Genomic DNA, 22,706 nt, shown 5'->3' on the forward strand with positions numbered 1-22,706 from the left:
CGTAGATATGGCAGGAGTGGTCGCCGAGCCGGTCACTCCTGACTATGGATTAATGACTATAGGCGTGCCCACGGACACCGCAGTATATAATTCTTCCATTTCATTATTGGTCACGGCAATACACCCGGCAGTCCAGTTTCGCATGCGGTGAAATTTTCCAATGAAACCATTTCCGTTTTTTAAGCCGTGAATTTTCACTTCACCACCCGGCTTCATCCCTTTTGATTTAGCTTCCTGAAGGACGGCTTTATCAGGATAAGATATACCCAGGTTTTTATAGTAGCCGCTGTTCGGATTCTTTGCGTTGATGATATACTTACCTTCCGGAGTCCGTTTGTCACCCTCATATTCTTTGTCGCCTACAGCATTTTGGCCCAGCGATACCGTATATACTTTAATGACTCGGCCATTGGAAAAAGCCGTCATGGTTCGCTCGGCTTTATTTACTATCAATTTATCAATCTTTGTATTAGGAGGTAGTTTTTGCTCCGGCCAAAAATAGTAAGTGATGGGTATACTTATAAGCAAAAACAGAACTGCGAAGGCTATCCTTTTCATAACAGGGTATAGAGTATTGCAATGTTTACTTCTTCGGCTCAATCATATCCCAAAGATTTCCATACAGGTCTTTAAATACAGCCACTGTGCCATAGGCTTCTGCAGAGGGCTCGCGTACAAAGGTGACGCCCTTTGCTGTCATGCGCGTATAGTCACTCCCTATATCATCGGTATGCAGGAACAGGAATACACGCCCACCGGTTTGATTACCGATACTTTTCTTTTGTTCATCACTCGCTGCCTTGGCAAGCAGTAATCTGCAACCATCCGATCCCTGCGGAGCGACAACAACCCATCGTTTTGTTTCGCTTAAAACAGTGTCTTCTACAAGTGTGAAATTTAGCTTATCAGTATAGAATTGTATCGCTTCGTCATAATCGTTAACAACAAGCGTAATCTGAAATATAGTTTGCATGTTAAGGTGTTTTGTAGCGGTCTGGCGTGATCGATATTTTAAGCAGCCGTTGCTTGTTCTTATCCAGATAGAGGTACGCCAGGGTGGCGTTACAGTCTCTATAATATTTAAGTTCAGGGCTCGTCTTCATATTATTAAGGATCGTAGGCTCTAGAAAATTTTTCAGATCTGTTGTATCTACGCTCGCTTTCTCCATGTTGACAAGTGTATAGTTGTATTGTAACATTCTTCCAAAAGCTTCTACACTGTCCAGTCGCGTTTCAGTATCCACCATCAACGGACACGTTTTGTTTATTTCTGTTGCCGCTTTTTTTATAGCCTCGTCATACGAAGGAGTTTTAAAAAAGTATTGTTGTACAATAATCGATACGATCGCAGTAGTGATTATTCCCACAATTATCTGGATGTTGAATTTCTTCTTCGGTGGTTGTTCCATAGCCTGGTATAACACTTCAAGTATACACAATTTCTTTTATCCGGAGTCTGTAAATCAAAAATGCCACTCAATACTGAATGGCATTTTTCGGAAGATTATAAAGTAACGTATACTGAACGTAAAGCGTGTCGGATTTTTTAGATGTGCAAGGGAACATTGATTCCCGCAGACCAAATATACTGTACGGAGAAGAATGTGTGTTTAATGCGCCCTTGCTCATATACCTTCGCCGATGTATAGTCAGCGAAAGCTCCTTTTATACTTCCTTCTACATATAAATACTTGAAGAGGTCATAACGAGCCGCAACACTGGAACCAACTACGAATCCGCTCAGGCGAAAAGGACCATCGTTGTGATTGCCCATAATATACGAGTCTGTTTTAGGGATGAGACCACCGGCACCTGCTTTGATAAGAAGGCTGAGATGATTTTTTACATGCGTCTGCTGAAGGACTCTGATTCTTCTTACAGCACTCACCATTAAATAGTTATTGCCATTGGTATGTTCGACGTGAACGAAAGAAGGAGTAACGAGTGTATCGAGGTCGTAATGTTTACCACGTATGTCTCCTTTCAGGTGCATCATCTGATTATCAACCACTACATATTTTAAATGATCCCAGCTTACTTCAATCCCCCAATCAGATTTCTTGGCAAAGAAGTATCCGAAGTTTATAACATACTGCGGAACTGTAAGCGGTGTACGAAAGAGATCATGCATATCCGGCTTATCTTTAGCTTTGGCATTTTCCAAAGTAAAGTTATAGTCATCGGTTTGATTGTCTTTAAAATGAAGGTCGCTTCTGCTATATTGATCTCTGTGGTATCCCCATGTCACGTATAGATTTCCGAATTTGTTTTGTCCGTAAGCACAAAAGGTCCACGTAATGGCAATGAAAATGCCAATTAGTTTTTTCACTAGTTGTAAATAATTAGGTAAAGTAGATTGATTACTTCAGGAAGGGGGCCTGAATGAAGGGAGATTTTTTGTGTAATCAGGAGATTAAATCATACGCAAAACAAAAATTAAAATGCCTATATATAATGACTGCGGTCGGGATTAGGAGGCGCAAGATTAGGGATGATTTATGGATATATACATGTTTTCACATATAAATATTTTTATAAAAAGTAATATGTCCATTCGGCCGCCAATAAAACGTTTGCATGTGCGGTATAAATTCGCGGCTTTACAGGTCGCATTTTGTTGATTTCGAAAATTCCAACCCAGACAACGCATTAAGATGACCTAAAGCAGAAGCCCTTATCAAGGGGTGCATTTTCCTTGCTTTGGTTTAATCTTTCGGCTCTTTTACATGTCCGGATTTACGCTTATCTTAACCACTCAGAGCCGGGTATTTTTTAATATTGGATTACTACGAAGGTTACTATGAGAGTCTTGCTAGCCTGGTTACTTTTTACTGCCCGATTGGCAATGGCCACCGATCCGGCACCTCCTGTAAAGTTTATTGAGAATAAGAATCAATGGCCTTCCTCGATCCAGTTTGCAACGCGGGTGCAGGGTGTCAACATGCAAGTTGAGCCCGGGCGCTTTGTATACTATTTTTTGGATGAGCAGAAGATTCAGCAGATCCATGAGCGCTCCCACCATGCAAACGATAAGAATGAAGCTGACATTCTGGACGACCAGATTGAGGGGTATGCTGTGCACGTGAACTTTGCCGGAGCTAACCGATCAGGTACACCGCTTCCTTTTGGTAAATCATCTGAATACTATAACTATTTTATCGGAAGTGATTCATGTCGTTGGGCATCCCGGGCGTATGCTTACCAGGGATTTATATACCCTTCATTATATACCGGTATAGACCTCAAAGTATATTCATCCGGAGAACACGTGAAGTACGATCTCATCGTTGCTCCCAATGCAGATCCTGCACAAATCGTTGTAGAGTATAGCGGTGCTGCATCGCTTCAGCTTCGACAAGGCGATCTACATGTATCAACACCCCTTGCTGACATCATCGAAAAGAAGCCTGTAGCCTGGCAGTTTATCGAGGGGCGTAAAGTTTTAGTGGAATGTGAATATCAACTGGTAAACAATATACTTTCCTTTCATTTTCCTGCCGGCTATGATCCGTGTTATGAACTTACCATTGATCCGTTGCTGATCTTCTCAACCTATTCCGGCTCGGCCGCTGATAACTGGGGCAGCACAGCCACACCAGGAGAAAAAGGTAATCTGTATTCTGCCGGTGTTACCAATCATTATGTTCAGGCAGTATATAGCGGGGTATATCCGGCCACAGCAGGAGCTTTTCAAACTTCGTATGGAGGCTTGTATGATATAGGTATATTGAAATATGATTCAGCCGGAAGCAAGATGTTATATGCATCTTACCTGGGTGGCTCCCAGTCAGAATCACCGCATAGCCTGGTGATGAATGCAAACGAAGAACTCATTGTGATGGGTACCACCAGCTCTTCAAATTTCCCAACTACGGCTACTGCGTTCGACAGATCGTACAACGGCGGTGATGAGGTGTCACACGTGGTGACTTATACTAATGGCTCAGATATAGTCATCTCCCGTATCAGTAAAGATGGAAGTACATTGCTGGCATCTACATATATAGGCGGGACTAAGAACGATGGGTTGAATCCTGATGGCAGTGCCCTGACAAAAAATTATGGTGATGAACTCCGTGGAGATGTTATAACAGATGTACAGGGTAATATTTATGTGAGCTCGGTTACACTATCAGATAATTTTCCGGAAGCGCTCAGTAAAGACAATACATACAATGGAGGACTAACGGATGCTATCGTGTTTAAGATGGATGCGAATCTCAGCCAGCTGATGTTTTCCCTTTACCTGGGAGGGAGTGGTTCAGATGCTTCTCATACATTGAAACTCGATGCCAACAACGATATATTTGTTGCGGGTGGTACCACCAGTAGTGATTTTCCTGTTACGGCACTTCCTTACCAGAAAACATTGGCAGGGGATGCTGACGGATGGATTGCAAAAGTTAGCAATACGGGAAACGATATATATTATGCCACCTATACCGGTACATCCTCCTTTGATCAGATATACTTTCTGGATATGAATGAAGCCGGAGAGATATATGTATATGGACAGACTTCCGGAAAGATGCCGATAACGCCTTCCAATGTATATCGCAATGCAAACAGTGGCCAGTTTATTCAGAAGTTTGATAATACGTTGAGGGCTCTCAAATTTTCTACCGTGTTCGGATCAGGGCGTGGTACACCGGATATTTCTCCTACAGCATTTTTGGTGAACGAATGTAACAACCTATATATGTCGGGGTGGGGAGGAGATCTTAATTCGAATAATTGGCCAGGAAGCGGTACAAGCGGTATGCGCGTTTCCGCGGATGCATTGCAATCCCAAACCTCCGGTAATGACTTTTATTTTATAGTGCTCACCGATGATGCTACTCAGTTTTTGTACGGTACATTTTTAGGAGGCGGTCAGTCGCAAACACATGTGGACGGTGGTACAAGTCGCTTTGATAAAAACGGAATTGTGTACCATGCTGTATGTTCGGGATGCCGTGGACCATTTTCTGATTTCCCCACAACACCGGGTGCGTGGTCGCGAACAAACCGAAGTCGGAATTGTAATAACCTCGCTTTCAAATTCGATCTTTCATCACTGAAGGCACGGCTGCAAACAAACTCGGTAACACTTGATATGCCGGGTCTAAACAAAGTTTGCATGCCTGATAAAATTGTATTCCAGAATTTCAGTACCGGAGGTGAGACGTTTGAATGGAGGTTGGGTGATGGTACAGTAATTACCAAGACGGACAAGTCCATGATTATACATCAGTATAAGGACATCGGAAGATATACAGTGTGGTTGAAAGCCATTGACCCGGGAACGTGTAAAGTAAAAGATTCAGTCTCTACCATTGTGGACATATTCAATGCAGAAGCGACCATTCAGGGGGATGATGAATTGTGCCTGGGCAAGGAATATAGGCTGAAGGCGAGCGGAGGTGCTATATATTCCTGGACGAGTGCAGATGGCTTGTTTAAGTCCAACGCTGCTAACCCCGTAGTAAAGCCGACCGATACTACCACGTACTATATAACCGTTACCGAAGCGAGTGGTTGTATTCATAGAGACACCATTCAGCTAAGTGTAATTCCGGTAGTGACGCCAGAGTTTGAAATGCAACGTCAGGAAAATTGTTTCACCTTACCTGCTATACATGTGCGCAGTTTGACGGATAGCCTGGAAGTAACGGACCGTATATTTTTTGATTTCGGAGATGGCACTACTTCAGATGAACCCGAAACCGATCATGAGTATAAAGACGATGGTACCTACCCGGTAAAGTTGGTGGCTGTTAGAACCATTGGCAACAGTGTATGCATCACAGAGAATATACAGCCTATTCCGGTATACACACTGAAAATCCCGAACGTGATCACACCGGGCAATGGCGATGATTTGAATCAGGCATTGTTTGTTCAATATGGAAAGGTAAAAGGAGAAACGCCTTCCAACTTTGGATTTACAACGGCACTGGTAGTGTACAATCGGTGGGGGAAGAAAGTATATGAAGCTGCTGACTATAAAAACGATTGGACGGCTGAAGGCCTTGCATCGGGTGTTTATTTTTTCGAAGTCACGGTTCAGAACCATGCTACCTGCAAGAGTTGGGTGCAGGTAATCAAGGGTGATTAAATATTTCACCGCTACAAGTGGTAGACTATATACTTCTTTTGTGAAGAGATTTATCGGGCGGGTTTAGATTTCGCGTGCTATCTTGCTCTCCAATTAGAAGTATACAAATGGATATCCGCGCGATCTGTACCGATATTGATGGTACGTTACTGGACAATAGGAGAGAGCTTTCTACCCGAACTATTCAGGCAATCAAAAGTATAAAAGACAAAATGCCGGTGATCCTGGCATCTTCGCGTATGCCAAGCGCTATGCGCCATCTCCAGCGTGAGCTTGATATATTGGATCATCCACTCATTTGTTATAATGGCGGGTATATTATTCGTTATAAAGCTGACGGAGTAACACCGGAAGTACTAGACTCTGTTACTATACCAGTTCCGGTTTGTGAGGCGATTCTACAACATGTCAATACGAAAACAACGCATGTGAGTTTATATACCGAAGATCACTGGTATGCTCCACAGGTTGATCATTGGACTGAGCGCGAAGCACGTGTTACAAAAGTTTTGCCCCAGATCGCCTCGTGGCAGGATGTTTTATCACGCTGGCAGAATGAGGGACTCGGGGCGCACAAAGTAATGTGCATGGGCCCCGAAGAAGATATGAATGCTTTGGAGTCTGCTTTGAATGAAACTCTCGCAGACAAGATCCATATATACCGCTCCAAATCAACCTATATAGAAATCGCACCACGGTCGATTTCAAAAGCATCGGCATTGATACAAGTACTGCAGGTATACTATAAACTTGATATACAACAGGCTATGGCTTTCGGTGATAACTACAACGACATAGATATGCTGCAATCCGCAGGCTATGGCGTTGCTGTCGAAAATGCGCGCGAAGAAGTAAAGGCCGTGGTGCGCTACACCACAGCTTCGAATAAAGAAGATGGGGTCGCGGCTATACTTGAGAAGTATATTATTTCAGCTTCTCAAAATACTTTTTAGACTCACGTTTTACATGCGAGGCTAACGCAAATCCTGAAAGCATTGTTGGGATCGCCATCAATGCGAAAGATATATCTATAATGTTTAGCACGAGATCCATCGAAACCACAGCACCCACTACGATCATCGACAGGTAGAAGTAATCATACCACCGGCTTCGTTCTTCACCAATCAAATAGGAGAGTGCTTTTCTTCCGTAGTAGCTATAGGAAAATAATGCACTGATCGCAAACACAAATGTGCAGAGTAGTAATATATATTCACCCGAAGGCATCGCAGCACGATATGCGAGCGATGTAAGCGTAATGCCGGTGACATTTTTCGTTTGCCATACACCGGTTACTAAAATTGCAAAGGCCGTAAGCGAACATGATATCAGCGTGTCGATTACCGGGCTCAACATCGATATTAATCCCTCCCGTACAGGCTCCGTGCTGATCGAGGCTCCCATTGCCATAGGCGCAGTACCAATGCCGGCTTCGTTGGAGAAGGTTGCTCTGCGAACACCCAGCATAATGATACCACCCAGCACACCTCCTAAAAACGGATCACCATGATAATGTTCTGCTGCAAATGCATCTGTAAAAACAAGCTTGATATAGTATGGCACTTGGTCGGCATACGCAATAAGAATCACCGCTACAGAAATAAAGTGCAGAATGATCATCAGCGGTACGAGCCTTCCAGCCCAGTTCCCAATGCGTTGTATACCTCCTATAATAACGACCGATACCAGTATAGTAATAAATATTCCGATGATGAATTTTTGAATGCTGATGGGAGTACTACCGATCATATACATATGCTCTTCTATACCCATTGGTTTCAATCCAATGTCTATAATCGCTTGTGTAAGCTGATTAGCTTGAAAGATGGGAAGCATACCTACCAGACTACACAAACAGAAAAGAGTAGCCAATGGCTGCCAGTTTTTTCCGAGCGCTTCGCGGATCACATACATCGGGCCGCCTTGTAATTCGCCTGTTGAATCTTTACCACGATACATACTCGCGAGTGTACTGGTAAAGTAATTCGTGGACATACCTATGAAAGATGTGACCCACATCCAGAACAATGCACCCGGACCACCCATCGCTATAGCGGCTGCTACACCTGATAAATTACCCATACCAACCGTGGAAGCCAGTGCCGTTGATAATGCTTTGTAGGGGCTGATCTGTCCCGGAGCGTTAACGTCATGATACTTGCCCATCAACACATGAATGGCATGTATGAAATATTTATACTGAACAAAGCCGGAGTATATCAGAAAGAAAAGTCCACCACCGATAATAAGGAATAAAACAGGCCACCAGGTATAGGAAGCAATGTCGGCTAAAAGTTGATTGAAATCTTGCAAAGGATATCGCGTTAATTCGGAAAGATAGGAAATTATAGTTTACCCGTTTAAACGTTGTGAAGAAGGGTAGAATTATCCTTTTAACACTTTACAGTAAGCGTCCATCTTTTTTAGAAAATTGTTCAACACGGAAAATACAGTATGATTTTTTTCAGGGACCAGCCCCACGAAAATGTGGCTTCAGAGTTTTTAAATCAGGTTGAACCGAAAGAGTGACAATTTTTTATGCCGCCAATGCATCCCAAATCGTGGTGTATGCGTACACACGCCATGATCTTACTTTCTGATATTCCTGGTGCAACCACAAGTGCATTCGCATAAACCAACGTATGCGTTCAAAGATGTGTCAATAGGTCTGTTGCCAGACAATATTCTGCGATCATGAATAGTATTTTAAAATGTAGCGGACGTTGAGCGGGTCTGATAATTATCAACAAAACACTTATAAGCGTATGACAATGCTTGAACATGCAGAGATAAGCGTGTGGCAGGATATTTTTACTTCGATCATTGAAGATGCTGACTCAAATATTTTATTGCTGGATGAAGATTTCAATATCATAAATCTCAACTCAGGTTTCTACTGGATCTTTATAGAGACCTATGGTATAGAATTGAAGAAGGGTACATCAATCATAGAGTCTATGCAACGGGTAAATGTAGAGCTTACCCAGGAATGGAAAAGTCGTTGCATGGTAGCGTTGAGTGGTACTGCTATTAAAGTAGAAGATGTTTTTGAAATAGACGGACGCAATTACTACTGGGAGATACATTTCAAATCCAGTACACGACCGGATGGCTCACAAATTATATCGGTATTCAGTCGTGATATAACGGTTCGTAAAGCGTATCAGAAAAAGATCATCGAGAACGAAGCGAACCTTCGGTCGATTCTAAATACAATTGAAGACAGCATCTGGTTAGTGAACACCGATTTTGAACTGATCGACTTCAATAAAGAATTCTTTAAGAAATATAAACAAGCTTATGGCGTTAGGTTGCTGAGAGGCGCCAGTATACTGGAGTTGATACCGGAAGAATTGCCGGAAGTGCGCGAGATGTGGCGCAGTCGTTATGAAAGTGGATTGAAAGGAAGACCTGGTAAATATTATGATACATACCAGATAGAAAAGGATACTAGAACTTTTGAAATAAAAACTTATCCTATAGTGGAGAACGGAACAGTAACAGGTTTAACAATGTACTCACGCGACATTACAAACCAGACGCGCACAGAAGATCTTTTAAAAAGACAAAATGAAGAGCTGATCAAGATCAACTCTGAACTTGATCGTTTTGTATATAGTGCCTCGCATGATCTTCGGGCACCCCTTATGTCTGTAAAGGGTTTACTCAATATGATCAAGCTCGATCCTGAAAAGAAAAATGCAGATCAGTATCTGGCGTTGATCGAAAAAAGCGTTAACAAGCTTGATCATTTTATTTCCGATATCATTCATTACTCGCGTAACGCGCGCATGGATGTGATGCAAAAGGAAATTGACTTTAATGAATTGCTCCAGGAGTCGATCGATACATTAAAGTATATGGAGGGTGCCGACAAGGTGCAAAGTATACGCAACATTACCGTGACAGCGCCATTCTGTTCAGACTATAGCAGGCTGCTGATGGTGTTTAATAATATTATATCGAACGCTGTTCTCTACCGCGACACGCGCAAGGACGATTCGTATCTGAAAATAGATATACAGGTAGACGCTGCCAAAGCAACACTTCGTTTCTCTGATAACGGTATTGGTATTCCCGAGGAATATGTAGATAAGATCTTCAAAATGTTCTTCCGTGCCAATGCGGATAGCAAAGGTTCAGGGCTTGGACTATATATCGTAAAAGGTGTACTGGAAAAACTGGAGGGAACTGTAAATGTACAATCAAAAGTAGGGCAGGGTACTACCTTTGTGATTGAGGTTCCGAATCTGTGTGCGTAATATAAGGCGATCCTTTATTAGCAAGCTCTTTTGTTATTTCGTTGAGGTTTCGCACTACATGGCGTAAGCGATGATTTGATCGCTGAATATTCCTTGTCAAATCCCGGCTGTCTCTTAACTTTAACTATTATAAAGTAAGGGCGATTGAATAACATCACTGAAAAAGATTTTCATACACTTCCCGACCCGGAATTGTTTTCGGCCATCCTCGATACCATTGGGGAAGCGATCTGGGTTATTGATTTCAATAAGCATCATCTATACTGGTTTGCATCCGCTTCCAACCAATCCAAGTATGGCATTCCTTCCGGTACAGTGCCGGATGACTTCTGGAAAAACAACCTTCATCCGGAAGATCGCGATCGTGCTGTAAGCGGGTTTGAAAAATCGCTGCATAAGCCTGCGGTATATTTCTATACACATGAGTATCGTTTCCATGGCGCTAACCGCGAGGTATATTTCATTCAAGATACAATACGTTTCTTGCGAAACGACCAAGGCGAAGTGACACGTGCTATAGGTTCGTGGCGTGATATAACGACCGCGCGTCTTCGTGATCAAAAGCTGGAAGAACTTGTTGTTAAGCTGGAAGATGAGCGGAACCGTTTTAAAAAAATTGCTGAGCTGTCCAATGCCGCAATGTGGGAAGTGGATTTTTTGAATGATCGATTGTATTGGAGTGCCGGAAACACAACACTGGAAGAATTCGGTTTTAACGACCCTAATTATACTTTACAGGACTGGATAGACGCTATACATGAAGACGACCGTGAGCGCGTAGCGAAGAATTTCGAACGTGCTGCTGCCACAGAGGAAAATTTTTTTGATACATATCGGTTTTACAGAAAAGACGGATCGACCGTTTGTGTAATCGACCAGGGTACATTTGATCGTGACGAAACTGGTAAAGCTATACGGGCTGTAGGAAGCTGGATTGATATAACCAGAGAACGTAACCGCGAGGAGGTATTGGAACGATCGCTGGAACAACAGCGCATGCTGAACCAGGTATTGCGCGTGCGTGAAGAGGAACTTGCAACAACCGAAGAAGAACTCAGACAAAGCAATGATCAACTCTCACACCATGTGCAGCAGCTTTCAGAGCGGGAGTTTATACTGGATCAATCGCAGAAGCTTGCCCGTATTGGCAGTTGGGAATACGATCCTGAAAAAAAGACGATGTTCTGGTCTAACGAGATGTATAATATATTCGGTGTAGACCAGACTTTTAATACAAACGATCTTCGCGTGATTGAAGACCTCTTTGATACACCCGGGCGTGAGTTGCTAAAGGAGGCCTTTCACCGGATGGAATTACAGCATGATGTTCCGTTTGATATAGCGGGAAGTATATCTACACCGCTCGGGTATAAAAAATGGGTACGGATTACGGCGTATCCTGTACTGCATCGAAATATAGCACACCGTATGGTGGGGCTTGTCTTCGATATTACCTATCTGAAGGAAGCCGAAGAAAGGATGAAGACCAGTGAGCAGAAATTCTCACGCGCCTTTCACAGCAACCCAGACCTGATGACCATCGTCCGCGAAGGCGACCTGATGATTGCCGATGTAAATGAACGCATTGAATCTGTGCTGGGCTATAAGCGGCATGAAGTCATTGGAAAAAAAGCCAGTGATATAGGGTTCTTTGTTCGCAATGAAGATCGTATCAATTTCTTCGAGCGCTACCGGCAGAATAAAGTGGTGGAGATCGAGTGTCCGTGGCTGCGAAAGGATGGCAGTGTAATTTTTGTGATCATCTCGAGCAATCGGCTGGAGATTGAAGGTATACCGTATATCCTGTCCGTTGTACGCGATGTTTCAGAGCGGAGAAATGCCGAAGAGCGCTTTCGTAAATCATTCGATTTGAATCCTGATCTGATGCTCATCTTCCGCGAACGCGATCTGGTTCTGGTTGAAGTGAATGAGAAGTTACAGTCCCTGGCCGGCTTTACTCGTCAGGATGTTATTGGAAAATCATCGAAGCACTTTAACCTCTGGGCTATACAGGAAGACCGCGATAAATACTTTAAGACGTTGTCCGTACAAGACACGGTTTCCATTGACTCCGTTTTCCTTCGTAAGAACGGTACGCACTTTCTCGGTACTATATCTGCACAGCGTATCCAGTTGCATGGTGAAAATCATTTGCTCGTAATTGTGCGTGATACAACGGAGAAAAAGATCATCGAACAAAACCTGGTGAAGAGCGAGGCCAACCTCCAATCCATTTTAAACCACACCGAATACTTCATCTGGTCAGTAGATATCCGCTATAAATTGCTTCGGTTCAACAGTCGCTTTGCCGGGTACTTTAAACGTTTTCAGAAGACGGATCTTTTTATAGGGATGCCTATTCTTGATTTCATAAACCCCGCATCGTTCAGCAATTTCTGGCGAAGTAAATACGAAATTGTAAAAGGTGGCAGCACCGAAGAGTTTGACATTGAAGCAAACGATCATATATACCATTGTGTACTGCACCCGATTTTTGTGGAAGGTGAGATCAGCGGTATAACGGCTTACATGAATGATATCACCAGCAAGCGGCAGGCTGAAGAGCGATTGATGTTGAGTGAAGCGAATCTGCATGCTACTGTTAACAATACGAAATTTTTGGTGTGGGCTGTTGACCACCATCATCGGCTTATCATTTGCAATCAAACGTTCAAAGACTTTATAAAACAAAACTATGGCATTGATATAGTATATGGTCAATCCATTGTTCCGGATAGCGCTGATCGACCTGATGCTATCAGACTCCGCGAAGCATGGAAAGAACGGTATAGCCGCGCTTGTGCAGGAGAGTCCTACGAATTCCAGGAACAGCAGAACAACCTATATTTCAAATACTCCATCAGTCCGATCAGAGGGAAAGAGAGTATAACCGGAGTAACGGTTTTTGCAGAAGACATCACTGAACAAAAACTGGCTGAAGATAAAATCCGTGAGAATGAAACGAAGCTTAACGCGATTATCAACAATACGGATCTAAGTATATGGTCGGTAGATATGGACTATCGCATCACCGCCATTAATGAAGTGTTTGTGCAGACCATGAAGAGCCTTTACGGACTTGAATATAGTGTTGGACAAAACATGGTTGAAGTTTCACGCGGAAAACTTCCGGACTATCTGATTGATTACTGGGTCAGATTATACAATCGGGCCTTCACCGGTGAATCCGTACTCGAAGAATATGAAGGTAAAATAATAACTACACAAAATTCCGTTCACCCGATTATTGAGAAGAGCAGAATCGTGGGTGCCTCTATATATACCCGCGATATCACGGAGCAGAAGAAAAAGACGGAGGAACTATCGGAAGCCAATAAAAAAATTGGTGAGTTGAAGTTAACGGCATTGCGCTCGGTGATGAATCCTCATTTTATTTTCAATGCATTAAACTCCATTCAATATTTTATTGCCAAGAACGATCGTCAGAATGCCATCAGTTATCTCTCTACATTTTCAAAACTTATCCGCGGTGTATTGACACACTCTGTCAATGACAAAATTAGTATTGCAGATGAGCTTGACCTGCTCAAGCACTATATCAATCTGGAGATGGTACGTTTTGAAAACAAGTTTGATTTTTCATTGGTGATTGATCCGGCACTTGATCTTGAGAATATTGAAATCCCTTCGCTGCTTATTCAGCCTTATGTTGAGAATGCCATTCTGCATGGCTTGTACTCCAAACAGGAAAAAGGTCTTCTCAAAATATCTGTCCAAAGTGATGGTGATCGTGTGCTGTTCAGTGTAGAAGATGATGGAATCGGTCGTGCTGCTGCACAGGAGTTGCGTGCAAAGAATTTTCCGAAGCATAACTCGATGGGTACTGTGTTAACAGAGGAGCGTCTTCGGTTGATCAACGAGCGTGACAAAGTTGCTTTTGAGATTCAGGATTTACAGGATGCTTTAGGACAGCCGTTGGGGACACGCGTAAATATTTGGGTCCGTTTCTGAGGTTATGAAGGTTTACTTTTTTAACTTGTGTAAGCCCAAACTATGATCAACGCTATAATTGTAGACGATGAGCTGAAAAGCCGTGAGAGTCTAAAAATTTTGCTGGAAGAATTTTGTGATAATGTCACTGTTAAAGCACTATGTCAAAATGTGGCAGAAGCTGTTCAGTCCATTCAACAACATAAGCCGGACGTTGTTTTTCTTGATATTCAGTTGCAACGCGAAACCGGGTTTGATCTGCTTACACAACTTGGTGATTTTAATTTCGAAGTTATCTTCACAACCGCTTATGCCGAATATGCCATCAAAGCATTTAAGTTCGCAGCTATAGATTATTTGCTCAAGCCCATTGACATTGAAGAATTGAAGCGATCGCTCTCCAAGGTTGAGAAGCGTATGAATGATTCAATCTCACAACGCCTGCAGCAGTTGATGCAGAATCTGAAAAGTAACATTCCTGAAAACTATAAACTTGCACTGCCAACCTCGGATGGTTTAATATTTGTAAAAACGCAAGACATCCTATATTGTGAAGCTTCGAGTAATTATACTGAAATCACCGTTGCCGATGGAAAGAAATACGTGGTAAGTCGTACACTAAAGGAATACGAAGATATGTTGAGCGATCATAATTTTTATCGTATCCACAATTCTTACCTCATCAATCTGAATGCTATTAAAAAGTATGTGCGAGGAGAAGGTGGCTATGTTGTAATGACGAATGATAAATCCCTGGATGTATCCAAGCGCAAAAAAGAAGGCTTCCTCGCGCGCATTGGTGCCAAAATGTAGTGCATCGTTTCCGTTCTTTCTTGCGTTTCCGAGTACTCAAAGAAACCGTCCACTTACTCATTAAGAATCATCTGGTTGTTGCCGCGAAGGTACCTTGCGGGAAATTTCAGTTACCAAATGAAAGTATTCCCTTATTCTGTCATTAAGAAGACCCAACTTAATGCATTGCGTCTTCAACTTTCTCAGCATCAGCAACAAATCATCGGAGCAACAAAATTTGTAAAGGCGATTGAACAAGGCAACCTGGATGTACAGTACGATAATATAGATCAGGATAACGATGAGCATTCACTTGCCTCATCGCTTGTGAGCATGCGCAATCAGATGAAGAAATTTTCATCTGAAGAGAGACAACGCAATTGGGCAACGGAAGGGCTGGCGCGTTTTGCAGATATTTTAAGATCGAAAAATGATAGCCTGTCCGACTTGTCAAATCAGATCATCAGTCATCTGGTTAAGTATATGGACGCAAACCAGGGAGCACTATATATCATTGATGAGGAGGATTCAAAGAATATAGCATTGGAACTGGTAGCCTGCTATGCGTACGATCGTCAGAAACATTTAAATCAACGCTTTGCGTTGGGAGAGGGTATAATCGGACAGGTGGTGATGGAAAAAAGCACAACGTACCTGAAGACTATACCGAGAGATTATATCCGCATTACTTCCGGATTAGGACAAGGCTTGCCACGCAATCTTTTGATCGTCCCTTTAAAAATTGAAGAGAACGTATTGGGCGTTGTAGAGATTGCTTCTTTCAAGGAGGTAAAACAATATCAAATCGAATTTGTAGAGAAGCTTGGTGAAAGCATCGCGTCTACTATATCTGCAGTAAAAGTAAGTGAGCGCACAAAGAAGTTGTTGCACGAATCACAAGTGCAGGCAGAACAGATGCGGTCGCAGGAAGAAGAGATGCGCCAGAGCATGGAAGAACTTGCTGCTACGCAGGAAGAGATGCAACGCATTCTCAAAGAAGTACAAAGTCAGGAGGGGTATCTGAATGAAGTTCTGAATGCATCGAAAGATTCGATCTTTACAGTCGATCGCAATTTTAGCATTATAAGTTTCAATAAAGCGTTCGCCACAGGTGTTGAAGCGATGGGAGCAATACCACGCAAAGGCCTGGATATACTCAGCGTATTTCAGCAAGGACCACAGCGCGATATACAACGGACATACTATACGCGCGGGCTGGCAGGAGAGACGTTCAACATCACCGAGTCATTCGACATGGGTGGAAGAACAACCTATTTTGTTACCACCTATTCACCGCTGCGAGATGAGCAGGGTAATGTATTTGCCACGGCATGTTTTGCAAAAGATGTTACCGAGATGATGAATGCGCGACACGAAGCTGAAAAGCTGGCGCACGATGCTCAGCAGGTAAACGAAGAAATGAAGGAGCAGGAAGAAGAACTGCGTCAGAATATGGAAGAGCTTTCGGCCACACAGGAAGAAATGCAACGCGTGCTTACTGAAGTACAAAGCAAAGAACAATATCTCAATGAAATATTGAATGCCTCTGCAGATTCCATTTTTACATTAGACCGTGACTATAAAATAGTAAGTTTTAATAAAGCCTTTGGTGTTGGATTGGAAGCGATGGGACTTTCCATTGGAAAAGGTTTTGAAATGCTCTCTATTTTTCAACAGGATGCAAAGCAGCAGGCGCAACAACGCAGCTATTACGACCGGGCCTTAAAAGGAGAAGTGTTTCAGGTGACCGATGCGTTTGATATGAATGGTGTGCAGTCACACTATATAAATTTATACTCACCGATCCGCAATGATAAAGGCGAAGTAAACGCGATAGCGTGCTTTGCAAAAGATATCACCGAGCTTGTTAACGCACGCAACGAAGCTAAGGAAAAGGAGCTATACCTCAGCAACATGCTGAACGCGACTGACGATGCCATTCTAACCGTAGACAAAACGTTGCATGTAGTAATGGCAAATCACGTGATGATAAAAACTTTTCGGGCACAAGGTATAGCTATGGATGTAGGCTTTCATATTACCGAGCTGGCGAAAAATGAAGCGGTAGAAGAGTTTGTGATGCCTTATAAAAAAGCATTGGGCGGAGAAGTTGTTGAGATGACGCGCGATTATTTCGATCATCATTACCTGATCACCTATAATCCATTGCGCGATCTTTCCGGAGAGATTACGGGCGTGAGTCTTTTTACAAAAGATATAACCACACAGGTAAACCTTCAGAAGCAAACGGAGAAACTGCTGGCAGAATCGCAGCAGCAATCTGAAGAATTACAAGCACAGCAGGAAGAACTTCGTCAGAATATGGAAGAGCTCGCTGCAACGCAAGATGAAATGAGCCGCCAGATGAATGAGACAGCCCGCATTAGCCGTGAACTTGAAGTGCGCGAAGGCGTATTCTCGCTAACCACGATTTTATCGGAAGCCGATGAACATGGCACGATCACGCTGGTGAATGACAAACTTTGCAAAGTATCCGGATATACCAGGGACGAGCTCATCGGTAAACCGCATAGTATATTTCGTCATCCCGATATGCCAAAGGAGCTCTTTAAGATTTTTTGGAGTACCATCAAGAAGGGCGAAGCTTTTAAAGGTATCATTAAGAATCGTGCAAAGGATGGAAGTCATTATTGGGTAGATGCCACCATTGTGCCTGTGAAAGACGCAGATGGTAAAATTGTGAAATATATAGGCGCGCGCTATCATTTTGAAGATGATGAAATTGCAACGATCCTCTATAACCGGCAAGCTGCCAAACTAAAGCTTCCCGAATTAACGAATGTATATATAAAGAAGCATCAGGCATAGAGGTATAGTTAGATGTTTAACGTGAGATAAAATGGCAATGACTTCGCTTCGGGAAATTTCGCTGGGATTGATATCAGAAAATGAGGTCAGGCAAAAGCTGACATCAGTTTTTGTCGAATCAATCATTCTCACAAATAAATTTGAGATTGATCTTGTCAGTAAAGATGTACTGGAAGCACTGGGCTATGCGCTTGGTGAACTCAAGGGCAGGAACATTTCTTCTCTCAATCATGAAATCAATCTTCAGAATCTATTACTGAATAATCTGAATCGTGGATTCTTTGAAGAAATTGTAGTCGCCTTGAACAATGCGCAGCACCGCCATGTGATGTTTAGCATTTCAGGTTTTTACCTCGGTGTAGTAAGCGATATCAATGGATATATTATACTCAAGGTTAAAAACCTTGACAAGGTCCGCGAGCACAACACAAAGTTAGAGCATGATCGCGAAGAGCTTGACAACTTTATCTATCGTGCTGCCCACGATATTCGCGGACCACTTGCTACCATGCGTGGTTTGATCAACCTGATGAAATTGCGGAAAGATGATTCTGAGATAAACATGATGCTTGGCATGCTGGATGCGAGCGCCTCACGCCTCGATGAACGTCTTTTTAAATTGCTATACCTGGCAGAGTCCAACGAAGCAGAAGTGCCTTCCGGTGACTTGAAGTTCTCGTCATTGGAAACATCACTCCGCGAGACACTCGTGCAAAATTGTCCACTGGAAGAAATCGATCTTCACTTTAAGGCGCAGCAAGCCGGTGCAAGAGGGATGCACGAACACCTGGTACAATCTCTTTTGAATAATATACTGTTATATATTGTAAGCTTGCCAAAATGCAATGCAGCAAGTATTGTATTCCATTGCTCTTCTACAAGCGAAGGAATTTCGGTAGATATACAATCCGAGGGTTTTCAAATCGAATATAAACTTCGCCAGGCACTTCGTCAGAAGACATCGCTATACTCCGAGTTATTAATTTTCCCAAGCCTCATAAATTATTACGCAGCACGTAAGATTGCGCTTTCTTTGAACGCTGAACTCCGCATCAGTTTCCTTGGTGAAGATATTCAGGAAATGAATGTGCTGATCCCGTTTCATGCCGCTGGCGCTTAATTTTTGGAGATCAGACATCATCGCTTTGCCGGATCGTCCACATACTCAAAAATTACCTCCACCTACTCATTTCGGCTACCAGAACGCTACAATCGATAATACCTTTGCTATGCATACACAGTAAAATTCTCCTGTACAATTATAGGTTTTGGGTTTAGGTTACAGGAAACAAAAAAGCTCCGCTGGCAGACGGCCCGGAGCTTTTTACTTTTTCAGCCAGAGCACTTTTTAAGAATCAGTTTGAGAAGGATTTCTGTAAACGTTGTCACACGCTGTTTAAGCGGATAATCCGAATCCGTCCACCTGCTCAATCAATACTCCCGCGCAATCATTTTAGGTTTTATGCCTCGGATGCTATCGCCAACTTTAGTTATTAAATAAAACCCCTATGAAACAGTTCATCTTTTTTTTCATTCTTTTTCTGTTGGCGATGTGGTCAACAATAGCGTAAGCAATTTCACTATGAAGAAAACAATTCTGGTTGTAGATGATTACGTGAGCATTCGCAGTTTTATATGCGAAACATTGCAACGTAAAGGGTACAATACGTTGGGTGCAGCAAACGGTACGCAGGCGTATCAGATGCTGCTTGAAAAAAGCAACGAGATAAACCTTGTGCTTTCGGATTACAACATGCCGGAATGCAATGGTTTCGAATTGTTGAAGATGATTAAAGAGAATCCATCGATGGCCAAGATGCCAGTGATCTTTCTTACCACTGAAACCGATTCAGAAAAAATAAACGATGCGAAGGAAGCAGGACTTTCCGCATGGATCCGAAAGCCTTATCGTTCAGAAAAATTCTTCGCGCAAATAGAAGAAAGCATCAGCCATGGATAATGGTTGAGTATCGCTAATCTCGTTCTATCGTAAAAGTAAATTCAGACGCTGCCATCACTTTACCGGGGAATGCTATATATTTCTGACCGGAAAAAGAAACAAGATGTGAGTATACTCCTGCCTGAATTCAATGTAAGCACTGCCAATCAAATTGTCGACGTTAATAATGTTCAGAGGCTGATTTGTCTTTGTTGCAGACGTGCGTACTCACCGAACATCATCCCGAACCAATGAAGCACCCTATAAAGGTTCTGATCATTGACGATTCAGCTCTCGTTCGTCAAACTCTCAAAGAGATTATAGAGTCCGATCCGCATTTGGAAGTGATGGATACAGCAGGCGATCCATACCTTGCTGCGCAAAAGATCAGGCAGAATATTCCCGATGTAATCACGCTCGATATAGAAATGCCACGCATGGATGGGCTAACTTTTCTGAAGGCGCTCATGGCACAGTATCCGATTCCCGTTGTTATCATTTCAAGTCTCACACAGAACGGCAGTCAACTTGCCTTGCGTGCGCTTGATTTAGGCGCCATTGAAATTGTGGCGAAATCAGAAGTAACAAATACAAAAGAGCATCTGGAAAATTCACGAATTCGCGTGACGGATGCTATCAAAGCCGCATTCATGTCGCCCGTGAAGCGCATCGGATTAAGCAGAGAACCGTACAAAGAAATACCGGTAGTGAAACCAGATGTCAATCTGCAATCACTGCACTATAACACCACAGATAAAGTTATTGCCATTGGTGCTTCTACTGGAGGCACGGAGGCATTACGCTATATTTTGAAAGCTATACCTGCAAATTGCCCGGGTATTTTGATCACGCAACACATGCCACCAGGCTTTACAAAATCATTTGCCGATCAGTTGAATTTATTATGCGAGGTAACGGTGAAGGAAGCCAGCGATGGAGAACGTATTATGCGCGGCCATGCCTATATAGCACCCGGAGGCAAGCACATGGAGGTATACCGCAGCGGAGCCAAGTATTTTATTAAAGTTCGCGATGGCGAACTCGTGAATCGTCACAAGCCTTCAGTAGATGTACTCTTTGATTCCGTTGCAAAGCATGTAGGACAAAATGCTTTAGGTATTATCATGACGGGAATGGGGCGCGATGGTGCAGAAGGATTGATGCGCATGAAAGAAGCGGGGGCAAAAACATTCGCACAGGATGAAGCTTCCTGTATTGTTTTTGGAATGCCCAAAGAAGCGATCAAGCTGGGCGCAGCAGAGCAAATCTTGTCGTTGCAGGAGATACCAGAAAAAATCCGCATATATACCTGATTATGTCAGTGTATATATGCGGATGCTATATCTTGTAAAGCGTATATTCTAGAATATAGATCTGAACAGCAGGAACAAGGTACCGGAGAGAACGATCACCACTGGCAGCGTTAACAACCACGCCATCAAAATATTCCGCACAGTATCAGCTTGCAAATTCTTTACACCTTTACTGGCAACCATACTTCCTGCTATACCGGATGAGAGTACATGCGTTGTGCTCACCGGCAACGATAAATAAGTTGATATACTGATCGTACTTGCAGCGATGATTTCAGCACTCGCACCTTGCGCATAGTTCAAGTGTTCTTTACCGATCTTTTCACCGATCGTTTTCACAATCCTTTTCCAGCCAATCATGGTACCAAGTCCCAATGATAAAGCAATCATGATGATAACCCACTGCGGTGAGTAATCCGTAATTTTTTTGACGGACTTTAATTCGTCCTTAATTATTTTCTTGTCGCTTTCGCTAACTCGTAATTCAGATTTGTCAAGAAGCTCCTTCATATAGCGATCGATGAGAAGTATATCTTTTCGAATCACGAAACGCTCATTGCTTTTAATCGATTCCACGGAAGGAAATCCTTCCACTCTTTTAATCAGTTCTTTATCCATGTCCAGCGCTGATTGAAATTTCGCATGGTCAGGTGCTGAAAGAGGAGAAGCATCGATAGAGCCCAGTACGGTCTCAATTTTATGAAGCGAACCGGTCAATGAACTTGGAGCCACTTTTGAATTCAATGCGAAGTAAGAAGGCACTATACCGATCAATATCAACATCACCAATCCTACACCTTTCTGACCATCATTAGAGCCGTGCGAAAGACTTACACTTCCACAGGTAAGGATCAATAATGCACGGATCAATGTTGGAGGCGGAGCATTCTTTTTAGGTTCCTTGAAAAGACTATCACCGTATGATTTTTTCTTTGTCAGATTACGGATCAGGAACATCAGGATTATAGTCATTGAAAAACCAAAGAGCGGAGATATCAGCAACGATAAACCGATCTCCTGCGCCTTGCCCCAGTTCACAGCAGCTTCGCGTGAATCCGGTAACAACGAGTAGGCTATACCAACACCAAGGATCGATCCGATCAATGTGTGTGAGCTTGAGCAGGGTATACCGAAGTACCAGGTTAGCAGGTTCCAGAAAATAGCACTTAATAAAAGTGCCATCACCATGGAAAGGCTGTGCGCTATATTTTGATCTACCAACGATTCAACCGGCAGCAGATTAACAATTCCGACAGCGACACCAACGCCTCCGATCAGTACACCGGCAAAGTTGCAGATGCCTGAGTATACCACGGCAGTCCAGGGCTTTAAAGAGTTTGTGTAAATGACAGTTGCTACGGCATTGGCGGTATCATGAAATCCATTGACAAATTCGAATCCGCAGGCAGCAATAAGACACAGAATTAACAGAATAGAGTACGAAAGGTCTAATTCGAACATAAAAGTTGAAATTCGGGCGCAATCTAAGCTGAATTCAAACACCCATTGTTACCTCTATGTTA

General features: G+C 42.9%; 15 protein-coding genes. 9 read left to right on the forward strand and 6 right to left on the reverse strand.

Annotated features, from left to right (window positions below; all coding sequences use genetic code 11):
- Positions 1-42: 42 nt before the first annotated feature.
- From B5Y40_RS08785 to B5Y40_RS08800, 4 genes are all read right to left on the reverse strand, one after another.
- Positions 43-558, reverse strand: coding sequence for a L,D-transpeptidase family protein (locus tag B5Y40_RS08785; protein ID WP_079686302.1), 516 nt, complete (start codon positions 556-558; stop codon positions 43-45).
- Positions 559-583: 25 nt separating this feature from the next.
- Positions 584-973, reverse strand: a complete 390-nt coding sequence (locus tag B5Y40_RS08790) for a VOC family protein (RefSeq protein ID WP_079686303.1) — start codon at positions 971-973, stop codon at positions 584-586.
- Position 974: 1 nt separating this feature from the next.
- Positions 975-1,409: a hypothetical protein gene (locus tag B5Y40_RS08795; RefSeq protein ID WP_079686304.1), complete on the reverse strand. Its 435-nt coding sequence runs from the start codon at positions 1,407-1,409 to the stop codon at positions 975-977.
- 137 nt (positions 1,410-1,546) lie between these two features.
- Positions 1,547-2,329, reverse strand: a complete 783-nt coding sequence (locus tag B5Y40_RS08800; RefSeq protein WP_079686305.1) for a hypothetical protein — start codon at positions 2,327-2,329, stop codon at positions 1,547-1,549.
- A 471-nt stretch (positions 2,330-2,800) separates the two neighbouring features.
- On the opposite strand from B5Y40_RS08800, the gene B5Y40_RS08805 reads away from it, so the two are divergent.
- Together B5Y40_RS08805 and B5Y40_RS08810 are read left to right on the forward strand one after the other, a co-directional pair.
- Entirely contained in the window at positions 2,801-6,097 is a 3,297-nt protein-coding gene (locus tag B5Y40_RS08805; protein ID WP_079686306.1) for a DUF7948 domain-containing protein, read from the forward strand.
- A 107-nt stretch (positions 6,098-6,204) separates the two neighbouring features.
- Positions 6,205-7,050: an HAD family hydrolase gene (locus B5Y40_RS08810; protein ID WP_079686307.1), complete on the forward strand. Its 846-nt coding sequence runs from the start codon at positions 6,205-6,207 to the stop codon at positions 7,048-7,050.
- Here B5Y40_RS08810 and B5Y40_RS08815 read toward each other — a convergent pair.
- A complete protein-coding gene (locus B5Y40_RS08815) occupies positions 7,022-8,410 on the reverse strand; it encodes an alanine/glycine:cation symporter family protein (RefSeq protein WP_079686308.1) in 1,389 nt (462 codons plus the stop codon). The genes B5Y40_RS08810 and B5Y40_RS08815 overlap by 29 nt on opposite strands.
- A gap of 452 nt (positions 8,411-8,862) precedes the next feature.
- Between B5Y40_RS08815 and B5Y40_RS08820 the strand changes: the two genes are divergently transcribed.
- From B5Y40_RS08820 to B5Y40_RS08850, 7 genes are all read left to right on the forward strand, one after another.
- Positions 8,863-10,359, forward strand: coding sequence for a sensor histidine kinase (locus B5Y40_RS08820; protein WP_079686309.1), 1,497 nt, complete (start codon positions 8,863-8,865; stop codon positions 10,357-10,359).
- Positions 10,360-10,503: 144 nt separating this feature from the next.
- Positions 10,504-14,331, forward strand: coding sequence for a PAS domain S-box protein (locus tag B5Y40_RS08825; protein ID WP_079686310.1), 3,828 nt, complete (start codon positions 10,504-10,506; stop codon positions 14,329-14,331).
- Positions 14,332-14,373: 42 nt separating this feature from the next.
- On the forward strand, positions 14,374-15,123 hold the full coding sequence (locus tag B5Y40_RS08830) for a LytR/AlgR family response regulator transcription factor (RefSeq protein WP_079686311.1): 750 nt from the start codon (positions 14,374-14,376) through the stop codon (positions 15,121-15,123).
- Positions 15,124-15,240: 117 nt separating this feature from the next.
- Positions 15,241-17,931 carry a PAS domain-containing protein gene (locus tag B5Y40_RS08835; RefSeq protein WP_079686312.1) on the forward strand — a complete coding sequence of 897 codons (2,691 nt, stop codon included), beginning with the start codon at positions 15,241-15,243 and terminating at the stop codon, positions 17,929-17,931.
- A 31-nt stretch (positions 17,932-17,962) separates the two neighbouring features.
- The gene (locus B5Y40_RS08840) at positions 17,963-19,051 is read left to right on the forward strand and encodes an ATP-binding protein (RefSeq protein WP_079686313.1); all 1,089 of its coding nucleotides are present in this window, start codon (positions 17,963-17,965) and stop codon (positions 19,049-19,051) included.
- Between the two features lie 462 nt (positions 19,052-19,513).
- Entirely contained in the window at positions 19,514-19,891 is a 378-nt protein-coding gene (locus B5Y40_RS08845) for a response regulator (RefSeq protein ID WP_079686314.1), read from the forward strand.
- 230 nt (positions 19,892-20,121) lie between these two features.
- Positions 20,122-21,183: a protein-glutamate methylesterase/protein-glutamine glutaminase gene (locus B5Y40_RS08850; RefSeq protein ID WP_079687135.1), complete on the forward strand. Its 1,062-nt coding sequence runs from the start codon at positions 20,122-20,124 to the stop codon at positions 21,181-21,183.
- Between the two features lie 48 nt (positions 21,184-21,231).
- Here B5Y40_RS08850 and B5Y40_RS08855 read toward each other — a convergent pair whose 3' ends face one another.
- Complete coding sequence (locus B5Y40_RS08855) at positions 21,232-22,644, reverse strand: inorganic phosphate transporter (RefSeq protein ID WP_079686315.1); 1,413 nt, start codon at positions 22,642-22,644, stop codon at positions 21,232-21,234.
- Between the last annotated feature and the right edge of the window lie 62 nt (positions 22,645-22,706).

Origin of the sequence: Ohtaekwangia koreensis (assembly GCF_900167975.1) — a bacterium.
GTDB lineage: Bacteria > Bacteroidota > Bacteroidia > Cytophagales > Cyclobacteriaceae > Ohtaekwangia > Ohtaekwangia koreensis.

Excerpts from the sequence above, each read along its gene's own strand:
- B5Y40_RS08785 (WP_079686302.1), bottom strand. The coding sequence starts at position 558 with ATGAAAAGGATAGCCTTCGCAGTTCTGTTTTTGCTTATAAGTATACCC.
- B5Y40_RS08790 (WP_079686303.1), bottom strand. The coding sequence starts at position 973 with ATGCAAACTATATTTCAGATTACGCTTGTTGTTAACGATTATGACGAA.
- B5Y40_RS08795 (WP_079686304.1), bottom strand. The coding sequence starts at position 1,409 with ATGGAACAACCACCGAAGAAGAAATTCAACATCCAGATAATTGTGGGA.
- B5Y40_RS08805 (WP_079686306.1), top strand. The coding sequence starts at position 2,801 with ATGAGAGTCTTGCTAGCCTGGTTACTTTTTACTGCCCGATTGGCAATG.
- B5Y40_RS08810 (WP_079686307.1), top strand. The coding sequence starts at position 6,205 with ATGGATATCCGCGCGATCTGTACCGATATTGATGGTACGTTACTGGAC.
- B5Y40_RS08820 (WP_079686309.1), top strand. The coding sequence starts at position 8,863 with ATGACAATGCTTGAACATGCAGAGATAAGCGTGTGGCAGGATATTTTT.
- B5Y40_RS08830 (WP_079686311.1), top strand. The coding sequence starts at position 14,374 with ATGATCAACGCTATAATTGTAGACGATGAGCTGAAAAGCCGTGAGAGT.
- B5Y40_RS08835 (WP_079686312.1), top strand. The coding sequence starts at position 15,241 with ATGAAAGTATTCCCTTATTCTGTCATTAAGAAGACCCAACTTAATGCA.
- B5Y40_RS08840 (WP_079686313.1), top strand. The coding sequence starts at position 17,963 with ATGGCAATGACTTCGCTTCGGGAAATTTCGCTGGGATTGATATCAGAA.
- B5Y40_RS08845 (WP_079686314.1), top strand. The coding sequence starts at position 19,514 with ATGAAGAAAACAATTCTGGTTGTAGATGATTACGTGAGCATTCGCAGT.
- B5Y40_RS08850 (WP_079687135.1), top strand. The coding sequence starts at position 20,122 with ATGAAGCACCCTATAAAGGTTCTGATCATTGACGATTCAGCTCTCGTT.
- B5Y40_RS08855 (WP_079686315.1), bottom strand. The coding sequence starts at position 22,644 with ATGTTCGAATTAGACCTTTCGTACTCTATTCTGTTAATTCTGTGTCTT.